12 protein-coding genes are annotated in these 13,609 nt (G+C 42.8%); 3 read left to right on the top strand and 9 right to left on the bottom strand.

The genetic code is table 11. The features are described 5' to 3' along the window. Positions 1 to 193: 193 nt before the first annotated feature. The gene (gene rny, locus Q7S11_03695) at positions 194 to 1,723 is read right to left on the bottom strand and encodes a ribonuclease Y (GenBank protein ID MDO8572839.1); all 1,530 of its coding nucleotides are present in this window, start codon (positions 1,721 to 1,723) and stop codon (positions 194 to 196) included. Positions 1,724 to 2,162: 439 nt separating this feature from the next. Beyond that, the gene (gene clpP / locus Q7S11_03700) at positions 2,163 to 2,750 is read right to left on the bottom strand and encodes an ATP-dependent Clp endopeptidase proteolytic subunit ClpP (GenBank protein ID MDO8572840.1); all 588 of its coding nucleotides are present in this window, start codon (positions 2,748 to 2,750) and stop codon (positions 2,163 to 2,165) included. Positions 2,751 to 2,945: 195 nt separating this feature from the next. On the opposite strand from clpP, the gene Q7S11_03705 reads away from it, so the two are divergent. Further along, a complete protein-coding gene (locus Q7S11_03705; protein ID MDO8572841.1) occupies positions 2,946 to 3,338 on the top strand; it encodes a hypothetical protein in 393 nt (130 codons plus the stop codon). Positions 3,339 to 3,521: 183 nt separating this feature from the next. On the opposite strand, the gene Q7S11_03710 is transcribed toward Q7S11_03705, so the two are convergent. From Q7S11_03710 to Q7S11_03740, 7 genes are all read right to left on the bottom strand, one after another. Further along, positions 3,522 to 4,535, bottom strand: a complete 1,014-nt coding sequence (locus Q7S11_03710; protein ID MDO8572842.1) for a trigger factor — start codon at positions 4,533 to 4,535, stop codon at positions 3,522 to 3,524. A 99-nt stretch (positions 4,536 to 4,634) separates the two neighbouring features. Beyond that, complete coding sequence (locus Q7S11_03715) at positions 4,635 to 4,964, bottom strand: hypothetical protein (GenBank protein MDO8572843.1); 330 nt, start codon at positions 4,962 to 4,964, stop codon at positions 4,635 to 4,637. 37 nt (positions 4,965 to 5,001) lie between these two features. Then, positions 5,002 to 5,661 (bottom strand): hypothetical protein, encoded by a 660-nt coding sequence (locus Q7S11_03720; GenBank protein ID MDO8572844.1) that lies wholly within the window; start codon positions 5,659 to 5,661, stop codon positions 5,002 to 5,004. Positions 5,662 to 5,835: 174 nt separating this feature from the next. Next, entirely contained in the window at positions 5,836 to 6,369 is a 534-nt protein-coding gene (locus Q7S11_03725; protein ID MDO8572845.1) for an inorganic diphosphatase, read from the bottom strand. A 178-nt stretch (positions 6,370 to 6,547) separates the two neighbouring features. Next, positions 6,548 to 7,750 carry a transcription termination factor NusA gene (nusA, locus tag Q7S11_03730; protein ID MDO8572846.1) on the bottom strand — a complete coding sequence of 401 codons (1,203 nt, stop codon included), beginning with the start codon at positions 7,748 to 7,750 and terminating at the stop codon, positions 6,548 to 6,550. A gap of 286 nt (positions 7,751 to 8,036) precedes the next feature. After that, positions 8,037 to 8,312: a hypothetical protein gene (locus Q7S11_03735; protein ID MDO8572847.1), complete on the bottom strand. Its 276-nt coding sequence runs from the start codon at positions 8,310 to 8,312 to the stop codon at positions 8,037 to 8,039. Between the two features lie 19 nt (positions 8,313 to 8,331). Next, positions 8,332 to 9,126, bottom strand: coding sequence for a DUF3626 domain-containing protein (locus Q7S11_03740; protein MDO8572848.1), 795 nt, complete (start codon positions 9,124 to 9,126; stop codon positions 8,332 to 8,334). Positions 9,127 to 9,320: 194 nt separating this feature from the next. Here Q7S11_03740 and Q7S11_03745 point away from each other — a divergent pair, with 194 nt between their 5' ends. Together Q7S11_03745 and Q7S11_03750 are read left to right on the top strand one after the other, a co-directional pair. Beyond that, positions 9,321 to 11,297, top strand: a complete 1,977-nt coding sequence (locus Q7S11_03745) for a DUF5667 domain-containing protein (protein ID MDO8572849.1) — start codon at positions 9,321 to 9,323, stop codon at positions 11,295 to 11,297. 483 nt (positions 11,298 to 11,780) lie between these two features. After that, positions 11,781 to 13,532, top strand: a complete 1,752-nt coding sequence (locus tag Q7S11_03750) for an ATPase, T2SS/T4P/T4SS family (GenBank protein ID MDO8572850.1) — start codon at positions 11,781 to 11,783, stop codon at positions 13,530 to 13,532. Positions 13,533 to 13,609 lie beyond the last annotated feature (77 nt).

Genomic DNA, 13,609 nt, shown 5'->3' on the forward strand with positions numbered 1-13,609 from the left:
AAAATATTAAACGTTTACTTTTCTTCCCAAACACGTGCGTGTTATGTACATGAATCGACCTTTATTAACGACCCACCTCGCACCCTTGTTGGGGAGAGAGAAGTCTTTGGTGTTCAGTAATCATTATATAGGAAGCCCTTTTTTGTGCAATGTGGGTGTGTCAACCGTCGAATACGAAGGAAATAAAGATATATTATCGTGCATATTCAATCGCACGCATCTCTCGTATGACGTTGACCTTGATTTCTCCGGGGTATTTGAGCTCATTTTCAACTCGCGTTGCTATATCTGCGGCAAGTTTTCTCGCCTCAAGGTCGCCTACTTTGTCTGGCGTTACAAATATCCTTATTTCTCGGCCTGCCTGAAGCGCAAAGCATTTTTCGACTCCTGGAAAGGAGTTCGCAATTGCTTCAAGATCATGAAGTCGTTTGAGATAGTTCTCAACACTGTCGCGCCTTGCTCCTGGTCTTCCTCCGGAAATAGCATCTGCTGTTTGTACAATAATAGATTCAAGGGTCTCATACGGATATTCTTCATGGTGTGACTGCATCGCTTGAATGATGCGATTATCAGCGCCGAATTTCTGAAGAATCCTTCTTCCAATCTCAACGTGTGTTCCCTGGACTTCGTGATCAACCGCCTTACCAAGATCATGAAGAAGCGCTCCCGCACGAGCGACAGCGGGGTCAGCGCCCAGTTCTTCCGCGAGCATTCCGGAGATATGAGCCATTTCGATCGAATGCTGAAGAACGTTTTGTCCGTAGCTTGTTCTAAAATACAGTCTACCCAAGATTGAAATAATGCGTGGGTCAAGATTGAATACCCCGCACTCATACGCGGCTTGCTCACCTTTTTCTTTAATGATTTTGTTAATGGTTTCTTTTGATTTTTCCACCGCCTCCTCGATTTTTGCTGGCTGGATCCTTCCATCGAGGATTAAATTTTCAAGAGCCACGCGTGCGATTTGTCGGCGCACCGGATCAAATGAGGAAATGACGATTGATCCCGGCGTGTCGTCGATAATAACCTCAACTCCCGCGGCACGTTCAAAAACCTTTATATTTCTTCCTTCTTTTCCGATAATTTTACCCTTTAAGTCGTCAGAAGGGATGGAAACCGTTGTCGCCATGATTTCCGATGCTGTTGAAGAAGCCAAGCGTTGTATCGAAGTTGTGAGAATATCCTTTGCCTTTCTATCTAATTTTTCAATTCCCTCAAGTTCAAGCTTCCTCATTCGTACAAGAATATCTTCTTCGTATTTCTTTTCTACAGCCTTGAGTAGTTCTTGCCTGCCCTCTTCCTGTGAAAGTTTTGCAACACGTTCAAGTTCAAGCTCCGAATCTTTCATTCTCTTCTCCATTTTTTCCTTAATTTCCTTAATCTCCTCCGCTTTTTTCTTAAGATGCTCTACCTCGTGGTCGATATCAGTTTGTCGGTTGTCGAGAAGCCCTTCTTTCTTCACTAAACGCTCTTCAGTTTTTTTGTATTGGAACTCCTTTTCTTTTTCTTCCTTTTTTATTTCTTCAAACACTTGCGCTGCTTTCTTGTCTGCTTCCTCGGTTATCTTTTGCGCTTGTTCCTTAGCGGAGACAAGCATGTTTTTTATTTCAAGCTCCATGGAACCACGCTTGCCCAAAGATACGATCCAGCGGAGGAAATAGCCGAATGCGACACCAGAAAGACCCGCGACTGCGAGCAGGAGGAAAACTAATTTTAAACTCATAATAGGGCGATTAACTCGCACCTTGTGGTGTTGTGGCGTGTTGAAAAAATTCTTCCTTAGAAAGTATATTCGAGATTGGGCTTAAAACACAAGAAAACAACATTAAAGAATTTACATGCGACAGATCTGATGTTCAGATACAGACAAGAATTTGCAACCGATCCACACAAGGCAGAGCCAACAAATTAAATGATTAATATGCTACAAAAATTTTAAAAATACTACATTTCGATAGTACCAGATTATTCACACGATGTCCACAGGCGTGTCATTCAGCGTGCCTGCCCTGCCTACCGGCAGGCAGGCGGTAGGCAGGGACTATACGCGGACCAGCGCGGAATAAGGAAAATCCCCCAGAAAGGTGGGCCGAATTCTGGCAAAGTCAGAATTCGGACGGAAAGAAGCTTTTGAATCTTAAGAAGCTACTGAAGCTCAATTACTACCTTGGGTTCTTCGGTTTATAGATATCATCAACAATCCCGTATTTCTTAGCTTCTTCGGCAGACATATAAAAATCTCGTTCAGTGTCTTTTTCAACTTGTGCAAGGGGTTTGCCGGTGTTTTTTGCAAGGATTTTATTGAGATTTTCTCGAGTTTTCAAAATATGCTTTGCGGTAATAGCAATATCTGTTGCTTGGCCTTCAATCCCACCCCATGGCTGATGGATCATCACTTCTGCATTGGGGAGGATAAATCGTTTTCCTTTTGATCCCGCGGAGAGAAGTACCGCCGCCGCAGAAGCTGCAATGCCGACGCAAATCGTTGCGACATCGGGCTTGATGTGCTGCATGGTGTCATACATTGCCATCGCGGCAGTTACTGATCCGCCAGGGGAGTTGATATAAATGCCGATGTCTTTTTTGGGATCCTCTGATTCAAGAAACAAGAGCTGTGCAATAACAATATTAGCAGTATGGTCATCAATTGATCCTCCCAAAAAGATGATACGCTCACGTAAAAGACGCGAATAGATATCGTATGCGCGCTCGCCAAACTGGGATTTTTCTATAACGGTTGGTATTAACATAGTAGGGATAGTATAAAGTATCAGGTATAAAGTATCAAGTATAAATCGTGTAGCGTTATTGTCCGACCGGTATATTTCTGGTAAAAACCACTAAGCGATTACATTTCGGTAGGGAATTTACTCCTACAAGGGGTTGACAAAAATATTAAAAAGTGCTATTTTATAAAGCGGAATAAACTTGATAAGGAGTGAATAATGACGCACTATCTGGCATTAGGTGTTTTTGCACTTTTGTGTGCCCTTTTTGCTGCATGGGTATCACAAAAAAAGGAATCTGTTGTCTGGGCAGCGAGTGCTTTTCTTCTGGTTAGTTTAGGTACGGCATGTGTCTATTTTTGGGCAATAGATAGTCCTAATAAGCCTACTTTTACTCAGACTAACGAGGGTAAAAACAAGGTGTATGTTTCTAATGATGGTATTACAAGCACGCTCGGATGTGAGAAAACAAGCATTATGATCGTGCACATTCTCGATGGCAGGGAATATACGCATCAACTTGAATGTCTTTCGTCCGAGATCTATACATCATTAAAAACGGAAGCGGGACAAACACTGTATGTTCCCGAATGGTACGTTCCCTCAAAATAACTTCGACCTTAATTTCAAATTTCCCCACAGCGCGCAGATTACTCTGCGCGCTTTCTATTTTTATCAACGCAATATATCAGATCACTTCTTATCATATGATGTATCGTATGATAAGGTCACACGATATCTGCTTATTTACATAGGTTTAACCTATGTAATAACCTATGTAAATTACGCATATGTTTACTGTGACACCCGTTGATTTTCTAAAAATTGCAAAACTTTTTCATTAGTAATGATGTTGGTCACATACGCTCGTGCACGAACAGGATCCGCGTCTTTATGGTGCTTCAGGATATGCGCAATTTCTTTTTCTATTTCGTCGGTCGACGGGACAATCTTTTCTTGAGAGGCAATGTTGTGTAATATAAATTCTATTTTTGAACGTTTTTCCGCATCCGGAGCAAATTCTTTTCTCATATCTTCTTCGGTTTTCCCTGCTTGTTTGAGGTATTCTTCGAATCGTGCTTCCATCCGGGCTACATCTCCCTTAAATTGCTCCATCATTTTATTAAGTTCTTCTTCGACGACGATTTTTGGTACGGTGATTTCTGTCTCTACAAGAATGCGGTCGATAATTTTCATCCGTTTTTTACTTCGCGCACGATCCGTTTTTTCACGCACAAGGTGATCTTTAAGTTTTATTTTAAAATCAGTAACGTTTTCATACGAACCGAGTTTTTTTACAAACCCATCATCAAATATTGGCAACTCTCCGCCACTCTTTGATTGCTGCGCGGTTTGTTTTCTGATGTTTTCAATCGCTTCAGAAACCTCTTTCTCGCTTACTTCAACAACTTCTTCTTTTTCTGCCGCAATTTCCACCGCTATTTTTTTATAATCAGGAAGTTTTACTTCGGGTACAACCGCAACGGTGATTACAAATCCCAATGGACTTCCTTTGGCAATTTTAGTGATGCGTATATCTGGTCTCCCCAATGGGTCGATGTTGTGTTCAGCAAGAAGCGCGGGATATGATTCTCCAAGAGCAAGCTCCGCCATCTCGTAAAGAATTTTTTCTTCGCCGAGCTTTTGGACGATAATATTTTCAGGAACTTTTCCCTTCCTAAACCCAGGAATCTCAAGATTTTCTGAGATGTTTTTAATGGCTTTTGGGCGAAATATTTCAAATTGTTCCACGGGAATCTCGCCAGTAATGGAAACTTCGCTCCGCTCAAGTTTTTTTAGTTCTGACATGAGCGATAGTTTAACGCACCAGCTCTTTACTTGCAAGAACCCCCGCCTTCTTGCAAGAAGGCGGGGGTTCTTGAGCGCCACGTATTTTTTGTGTAACAATTAAAGCTGCGCGTCGATATTGTTCATTCCCGCATCAAGGTTATCGAAATTGGTTGCATCAAGATCTTTTTCAATGTCTGAAACTTCATTGGATGTTCCTTGAGTAAGAAGTGCGGCTGTTTCCTGATCCGGTGCCACAGTTTGCCCAAGAGAAGGCGCTTCTGTTGTGGTTGGTGCAGTGAATTCACTGCTTTGTATTATCCAGAAATAAATACCCCCAATAACAATAACCGCGATTACGATAATCGAGCCAATGAGCGCACCTATCGATTTTTCCTCTTGAGGCGTTCCCGCAGGAGTCCCCGTTGGGTTTTGTTGTGTTGGTTCCACGTTGTGTTTAGTTTAGGTTTAATAAGGACAAAAATGATTATGGTGTTGTAGTTGTTGCCGTTGTTGTTGCGGTTTTATTTCCCGACTTTCCTTTGAGTGCCACAATGGAATCAATGAGAGCTTTATGTGCCCTTTTTGCCGCGTCTCGTACTTGTTCTACGTGGGCACGTACCGCTTCGAACGCTTCTTTGGGTGTTTCTGACTCTATCGCTTCCTGTGCCGCTGTTTTAGCCATACCAAGATGTGTTTCTGTGTTGGTGATTTCGGTTCTTGCGCTTACAAGAAGTGATCCCGCTTTCGTTGTATTCATCCCTTTTCCCCTAAGCTTGATGATTCTTTCTTCAATTCGGACTCCAAGTTTTTTAAGGCGTTCAATTGCGGCTTCAATGCGCTGAAACATCATTTCTGCTTGACGCTTGATGATTTCTTTGCGTTGCGCGGAAAGTTTTTCGATGCGCTCCTGACGGGGTTCTCCCATAGTGCTTGTTCCTCGTTCCATTGCTGTAGGTTTTGGGTTTCCTGTTATTTTTTGGTGTGCATCACGAGGGGGGAGCGGGAACTTGTTCGATGTTCCCGTTGCGTTACTTGTTGCGGAAGAAGACGCATCCCTGCGTAAACCCATTTCTGCTGATGCGATATTTGCGCCAATAACGAATATCATCGAGAGGGCAAATATAAATAAAATTGATTTTTGCATAATTACATATGGTTATTAATATATGAATAAATGAAAATTACTTATTTTGTATTTGATGTATCATCAGTGGCCTTTCTAAAACAACGCAAAGTATCCCTTTAGTATATAGAACGAAAGAAGTGGTGACAACTGGAAAAAGAAAGAGGTTGTTAACAACCTCTTTCTTTTTCCAAGTTATTTTTGAGGAAATTTTTCCCTATAGAGTATCTGACTTCTTTCTATGGCTCGTTTTGCGGATTCCTTGTTTTCAAAGCCGGCCACGTGAACTTCTTTTTGTTGAATTTTTTTATAGGTAGAGTAAAAATGCTCCATTTCTTTTAGAGTATGTTTATTGATATCCGGAAGATCTTCCACGTGGACCCACCGGGGGTCATGAATGGGTACGGCAACTACTTTGTCGTCCAAGTCACCACCATCTGTCATTTTCATGAGTGCTACCGGTCTCACCTTCACTAAAATACCTGACAAAAGGGGGTGGGTGGTGAGAAGTATGACATCAAGTGCGTCTCCATCATCCCACAGTGTCTGGGGTGCGAAACCGTAATCAAATGGAAAATCTTGGGTTGTATGGGCAACTCGGTCAAGTGCTATAAGTCCCGTTTCCTTATCGATTTCATATTTATTTTTTGATCCCTTGGGAATTTCAACGATCACATTGAATTCATCAGGAACCTTTTTTCCGATTGGAATATCGTGCCAGAGGTTCATATTTAATTACCAATGCTTATTTTTTAATAACGATAAGATACAAAGTAGTGTAACATATACCGTGAAATACTCGATATCAAAAATTAAATATCAAAATGTAAATTTGGTGAATTCGCCTATGGTGAATACAAAAATTTTAAACTTTGATATTTAAATTTTTAATTTACTTAAAATCTACTTACCGTGTATCCACCGCTCCACTTGTATCTGTTTCCGCTGGAAGCACGCTTCCCCCGTCAACACCCTTGATGTCAATTTTCCAGCCACTTAGTTTTGCTGCAAGTCGAACGTTTTGACCCCCTTTTCCAATAGCGAGTGAAAGCTGGTCCTCGGAAACCTTAACAGAAGCAAGGTGTTCTGCCTCATTCAGATCAACGCTCATTACTTTTGCTGGAGAAAGTGCGTCTTCAATGAATTTTTTCTGTTCCCCTGACCATTCAATAATATCGATTTTTTCTCCACCCAGCTCACTCATGACCGTTGAAACGCGCACACCACGCTGTCCCACACATGATCCCACGGGGTCAACGTGTGTATCGTTGGATGTGACAGCAATCTTGGATCGCGATCCTGCTTCACGGGCGATTGCCTTAATTTCTACAACACCGTTTGCGATTTCGGGAGCCTCAACCTCAAAAAGTTTTTGAATAAATTTCGGATGAGACCTTGAGAGATGAAGATCTATTCCACGCGGGGTTTCTTCTACTGCGTATAGATATGCTCTTATCCGCTCTCCTTGCTTGTAGCGTTCCCCGGGAATTTGTTCATGATATGAAAGAATCCCTGTGGTTTTGCCCAAGTCTATAAAAATATTTCCGCGTTCCATTCGTTGCACGGTGCCATTTACGATCTCACCTTGTTTTTTGCCATATTCATCTAAGACGGATACCTTTTCAGCTTCTCTGATACGCTGAATAATGACTTGTTTTGCCGTTTGTGCGGCGATTCTGCCATATTCATCGCGTGACTCGAGGGGGAAAATGAGTTCATCGCCAGGTTCCACACCCTTTTTTATTTTCCGCGCATCATCAATCATGATGTGCTGTTCAGGATTAAAGCGAATGAGTTTTTCCCCAACTTCATCAATGACATTCTCAGTTTGACCCTTCTTTTCTGTGAATTCGGTGGGGGTATCCTCCGTGCCTTCTTCGATTTCAGGGCGGAGCATTGATTGCTCTACCGCGATTTTAATCTGAAAAAACTCTGTTTTTCCTGAACTTAAATCAAATTGAGCTTTTACAATTTGTCCTTTCTTGCCGTAATCTTTTTTATACGCGGCAGCAAGCGCCTGCTCGATTGCCTCGATAATTTTTTCTTTTGGTATACCGCGCTCTTCCTCAAGCTGGTGAAGCGCCGAATTTAATACTTTGAGATCCATCATAAAATTTAGTCAGTAGTTAGTAGTAAATAGTTCGTAGTTTAAGGGCGAAGCAATAAGATAACAAGATAAATAGGTGCTGTGTTCGTTAATAAATTTTTAATAAAAATGTCCGTTCTTTCGAAACGGACTTACGTGCATCTAAGGTATCAAATTTAGTTGGTTTTGTCAAACAGAAATCGCCCCCAAAGATGTTATGGCTATCGATATGCGACAGTACGGCAATAGGCAAGAGAAAAGCCGATGGTTCCCATCGGCTTTGAAAAGAACGAACCTACTCGGTAAAATGCTATGCGGCTTGCGACACATGTTTTTTTTTGTAACGCTTCTCGTATTCCGGTATCGTCTTCTCCCAGTCCTCGAGTTTCTCCATGGGAGTGGGGGGGGTATGGAGGATGAACCCATCTCTCTCAATAAAAACAGCCACTTCCTCTTCACATGCGCCCTGAAGATTTTTTTCCAACGGCGATCCTCCCAACATATCAGGGCCCCATGAGAAATAGAGCTTATCGTTTTTCTTAAGAAACGCAGCCTCATTTCCATCCGAAGCGATAATCTCGTACATAAAGTACCTCCTTTCCGAATTAATAGGATATAAGTTTGAATTTGCACTCTTTCGCGAGCCGTTTCAACTTCGGGAAAAACTCCTGATTGAACTGGTCGGTCTCGGGGTAGTATAACACCTCTACGTCGTTCTCCAAAAATACGCCACCTAAAATCTGCGCTTCAATATAGGATGTCGTGCCATACTCGTCAATAGGAATTTCCATGCGGTTTACATACTCGTGCCAGCACTGGTCCATGCCAACTACTCGCGATGCAAGTACCCCTTCAATATCATCCCACACAAAAACTTGCTCCGGAGTAATGTGAAACGAGTCAGCCGGTGTAAATGTACTCCGTTTTTTCACCCTATCTTTTAAAACAAATCGATACCATCCGTAAAATCCAAGCGCAGAAAGTCCTATGGGATTATTGCGATAATCAAGAACGCCATAGTTTGGATGCTCGGTGTTGGACATCCCCGCAAGAACCGTTTGAAGATTGCGCGTAGCGCCATAGAGTTTAAACTCAAGCATGATGCGCATACGCAAATCGCTCGGATTTCTTTCGCGCGCTGCATGAGCGATTTCAAAAAGATTGTACAGCCGTTTTGACGCAATCAAACTGTCAATCATGGAAATACCGAAGATATGGTCATGGAGATTTACATTTACCACAATACGAGAATTTTGCAGTTTTTTCTTCAAACCAACAACCATGTCCCGTTGCTGGTCCAATAAACCTTCCTTCGCAGCAATAGAATGCTTATTGCTTACCGAAAGAACTCTGTCAAGAAGATATTGTTGACTTGGTGAAAGACGCCGACGCAGTTTCATAAAAACCTCCGTTGTAAAAAATTTCAATATACAAAACCCTGCAAGGAAGACTATACCGCAACGTTTTTTTTGGCAAGTAGAAAACGGTGGGGTGTGAAAAAATAGGAAAGGGGGGAAATAAGCGCAGTTCATCTAAGGACTACCTTTGAAAAATACTGCTTGAATAATGTGGCGTAATTTGGTGTAATAAAGCTATGAAAAAATACATAGGACAATTTATTTTTGTAGGGTTCGCGCTTTTTATATTTAATCCCGTTTCTCTGGTTCATGCCGCAGAAGAGATCGATGCCTATTGTGTTGTGCCAAAAGAGGCCGTCCCTCACGGCAGTACTGTTTCTTTGACCATTAAGTTTAAGGATAACGATACAAGCAATGACCTTATTGTTCAGGGACCTTTTAAAATTTTAAGGTATGACAAAGATGGTAAAGCAATCATAGTTGACTTTAAGCGTGGTAATGAGAAGGACGATACAGGAAAAGAAAACCCTGAAAAACCAGCCTTAACTTCCAGTGTTGCTTTAAGCCCCAAACATATACTTCCAGCTCCCGCCACAGAGTCGGTGACTTTGACTTATTTTGTTAAACATAAAGAAGGCAAAAGAGGAAAATTGTCTACAGCCGACCGTGAACAGCAAGTTGACTGCTCATTTACTGTTCAGCACGAAATAAAAAAAACAACTACTCCAAGCGGTAAAAATTCTATAGGGGATCCGGATTTTGATTTACTGCGCATTTCGAGTGCTGCGGTTGATTTGGGCATTGAAGATGTCGGCACATTGCCCACCAGTGGCTTTTATTTTTGGAAAGAATGGAAGCGGGGATTGAGCCGTGCGTTTACATGGGACAATGTGAAGGAAGCGGAGCTCGAGCTTCTCATTGCGAACGAAAAAGCGGCGGAAATGCGGAAGGTTGCGGAGGTAAGCCCAGACAACAAGGAAGCAATTAAAAGTGCGCTTGAGAATTACGGAGAAGCACAAGCACGGCTCGAGGCACGGCTTATTGACGTGAAAGAAAATTCAGGAAACCCAAAGGTGAAGGCGCTCCTCGAGAAACTCGACAAGCAGTCTTTGCAACACGCGACGCTGTTGAACCAAATTGCGATGCGGTGGAACAATGATCCGTATGCCGAAGATGCTGCGAAGAATGTAGTGAAGCCAGAAGCAGTTCGTGATAACCATCTGCAGGGAGCAGTCGATGTTCTCCAAAAAAAGATTCAGGAAGTTGCTCTTGTCGGGGTTGAAAAAGATGGCAACATAAAAGAAAAAGCGACTGAGCAACTCAAGCGTACGGAGGCAGAACTCGCTTTACTAAAAACTGAATTGACAAAATTCATGGCAAGTAGTGCGGAGACAAACCCGCTTGCGATTGAAGAAGAGGGGGTACAGAAAACAGGACCCATACGCATCGACAATACTCCTGCGCGTCTTTCCACCAACATGACCATCGAGCGCCAAACACCCAAACGAGATTTTGGCGACCGTATGAAGGCAGGCCTGGAACAGGCGGGCGGGATGCTTGCACAAGGAAAGGTAGCGTTTACGACAGGGAAATTTGGAGAAGCATTTGGAAAAGCCCGTTCAGTCGAGGTGATGGTACGCAATATGCGAGTTGCTATTTCTGACTTTGCCATTAAAGAACAGGGGGTAAAAAAAGTTGTTGAACCCGGAAAGCCTAAATACGAAGATATCAATGCAAAAAATGTGAACCCAGTTTATGATGATTCTAGCACCGAAGGCACCAACCCTCTGTATGACAAAAAAATGGAAAATATGAGAGCGTGCGGGCCACAACCCGGCGCACCGGGAAACTGGATGTGCAAAGAGGGCAAGTGGCAGTTGTCGCCAAATCCTACTCCGATTTCAAAACCTGCTCCCAATCCGACCGAAAGCGTGGCATGTACGCAAGAAGCGAGACTTTGCCCCGATGGTACGAGTGTGGGGCGTGCGGGACCTCGTTGTGAGTTTGCGGCATGTCCGTCGCTAAGACCACTTCAGGGTATGGCATGTACTGCGGATGTTGATCCTGTCTGTGGCGCAGATGGGAAAACGTATTCGAACGAATGCGTGGCGAATGTTGCAGGGGTGAAAGTTTTCACCAAAGGTGATTGCAATGCTACTTTGAATGGAGGCGTCATGATTAAAACAGAAGCGGAAGGTTCTGTTTTGCGGTAGTTTTTGCTTGTATAAGTAGCTTTCCGCAGTACTCAGCATCGGCGTACACGATTTTAGGTATATAGCGCAAATTAGGACCTGATATGTAAGAACAAGGGGGTCAGGTACTCTATTTTTGTTGAAAATGAAGATGAAATTTTCTTAAAAACAATTATTCCCAGCAGGAAATTTACTAAAAAATATTTAATTCAATAAGGGAAAGTTTGAAAACCTTGGTTTTCAAGTAATCCTAGAACGAAGTTCCTAGATACCTCGCCGATGCGGAGCGAGGGAATAGATTGCTGCGGGGTAGTTCATCAGGAAGCTTCTGAAGCTCGCGAAGCTTTTTCTCCGTACGCTCTATAGTTCTACGATTCACGTTGCACGCTTAATGTTATCACCACCCGCGCGCTACTTACAGGGCTTCATGTGGTATAATTTCTGTGAAGCAACTTACATGATACTTTCAACACTTTTTATTATACGTACGACACTCCACTTGCCATGAATGTACAAGATGAACATTTGAAAGAGTTTCTTATAGATTCCGGCCTCGTTTCGAAAGATGTCGTTTCACAGGCTGAAATTATTGATAAGGAGAAAAAGATAGGACTTGGAAAGGTTCTGGTAACACAAGGAAAAATTTCTGAAGATGATCTGCGCCGATCGGAAGCATACATACTCGGTATTCCGTTTGTTGGTTTGAAGGGGCAAAAAATTGATTTTGCCATTTTGTCGATGATTCCTGAACCTATCGCCCGCAAGCACAACATTGTCGCATATAAAAAGGGTCCCGGTACGCTTGAGGTGGCAATGCTCGATGCCGACGATCTTACGGCGATTGAATTCGTCAAAAAGAAAGTAGGGCTTAAAATTGTGCCTCGTCTCACCGACAAAGAATCCATAAAGAGTGTCCTTGTCCAATATCAAAGAAGTCTTAAGGCGGAATTTAACGACATCATCGACAAAGAAGCAGCCCTTCTTAAGGCTATTCCGGAAGAAGACGATGATGGGGCATCCGAAAAAGACCTCAAAAAACTTGCCGAAGATTTGCCGGTGGTAAAAATTGTCGACACACTTCTCAATCACGCAATCATCCAAGGCGCATCAGATATTCATATTGAACCAACGGAAAACGAAGTTGTCATTAGATATCGCATTGACGGTCTATTGCATGATGCTATGGTGTTACCAAAAAATGTTGCACCTGGTATTACTGCGCGCATAAAAGTTCTTGCGAATCTCAAGCTTGACGAGAAACGATTACCCCAAGATGGACGATTTAAAATAGAAATGTCGGATCAGAAAGTGGCGTTTCGCGTGTCGCTTCTTCCTGTGTATTACGGTGAAAAAACAGTTATGAGGCTTTTGCGTGATTCTGTTGCGGGGCATACCCTCGAAAGTCTCGGATTCCATGGTGCGGCACTAGAAAAAGTTCATGAAGCGACACGGCAAAAAACTGGAATGATCCTTACCACAGGACCTACTGGATCAGGAAAATCAACGACTCTTTATACCGTGCTTGATATTGTGAATACGCCCGAAGTGAATATTTCAACCATTGAGGATCCGATTGAATATCAAATGCCTCGAATCAATCAGACACAAGTAAAATCTGAAATAGGGCTTACGTTTGCAAGTGGCTTGCGAGCACTTGTTCGACAGGACCCCGACATTGTGATGGTGGGGGAAATTCGTGACAGCGAGACGGCATCTCTCGCGGTGAACGCCTCTCTTACTGGTCACTTAGTACTCTCAACACTTCACACCAACTCTGCTGCTGGTGCGGTTCCACGTCTTATTGATATGGGAATTGAGCCGTTTCTTATTGTATCAACGATAAACGTCATCATCGCACAGCGATTAGTGCGCAAACTTTGTGATGTAAAGGAACGGTATACGCTTTCACCCGCCGAAATTAAAGTGTTGTCAAAAAATATTAACCTTGATCGAGTGATGATGATGCTTAAAGAGGAAAAGATTGTTGATCCGAAAGCGGGGTGGGAAGATATTCCATTTTATCGTATAAAAAAAAGCGATGAATGCGATGATGGTTATAAGGGGAGACTCGTGATTCATGAAGTGCTCAAGGTAACACCTCCCATTCGTGACCTTGTCATGAAAGGGGCGACCTCGACACAAATCGAACAGGAGGCTACCAAAGAGGGAATGTCCACGATGATCGAAGATGGATTATTTAAAGCGGCACAAGGACTTACCACCGTGGAGGAGGTGCTTCGTGTGGTATCGGAATAAGTTAAAAAAGCTTCAGTAGCTTCCAGAGCTTCAAAAGCTTCCGAAGCTAAGAAGCTAACGAAGCTAAAAGCTTTAAA

The organism is bacterium, from assembly GCA_030648955.1.
Taxonomy (GTDB): domain Bacteria; phylum Patescibacteriota; class Minisyncoccia; order Phycocordibacterales; family JAUSHB01; genus JAUSHB01.

What these genes read in the sequence shown, in the direction of transcription:
- Q7S11_03735 (MDO8572847.1), bottom strand. Translation starts at nt 8,312, where the DNA reads ATGTACGAGATTATCGCTTCGGATGGAAATGAGGCTGCGTTTCTTAAG.
- Q7S11_03710 (MDO8572842.1), bottom strand. Translation starts at nt 4,535, where the DNA reads ATGTCAGAACTAAAAAAACTTGAGCGGAGCGAAGTTTCCATTACTGGC.
- Q7S11_03705 (MDO8572841.1), top strand. Translation starts at nt 2,946, where the DNA reads ATGACGCACTATCTGGCATTAGGTGTTTTTGCACTTTTGTGTGCCCTT.
- Q7S11_03745 (MDO8572849.1), top strand. Translation starts at nt 9,321, where the DNA reads ATGAAAAAATACATAGGACAATTTATTTTTGTAGGGTTCGCGCTTTTT.
- Q7S11_03720 (MDO8572844.1), bottom strand. Translation starts at nt 5,661, where the DNA reads ATGCAAAAATCAATTTTATTTATATTTGCCCTCTCGATGATATTCGTT.
- Q7S11_03740 (MDO8572848.1), bottom strand. Translation starts at nt 9,126, where the DNA reads ATGAAACTGCGTCGGCGTCTTTCACCAAGTCAACAATATCTTCTTGAC.
- nusA (MDO8572846.1), bottom strand. Translation starts at nt 7,750, where the DNA reads ATGATGGATCTCAAAGTATTAAATTCGGCGCTTCACCAGCTTGAGGAA.
- Q7S11_03750 (MDO8572850.1), top strand. Translation starts at nt 11,781, where the DNA reads ATGAATGTACAAGATGAACATTTGAAAGAGTTTCTTATAGATTCCGGC.
- rny (MDO8572839.1), bottom strand. Translation starts at nt 1,723, where the DNA reads ATGAGTTTAAAATTAGTTTTCCTCCTGCTCGCAGTCGCGGGTCTTTCT.
- Q7S11_03725 (MDO8572845.1), bottom strand. Translation starts at nt 6,369, where the DNA reads ATGAACCTCTGGCACGATATTCCAATCGGAAAAAAGGTTCCTGATGAA.
- clpP (MDO8572840.1), bottom strand. Translation starts at nt 2,750, where the DNA reads ATGTTAATACCAACCGTTATAGAAAAATCCCAGTTTGGCGAGCGCGCA.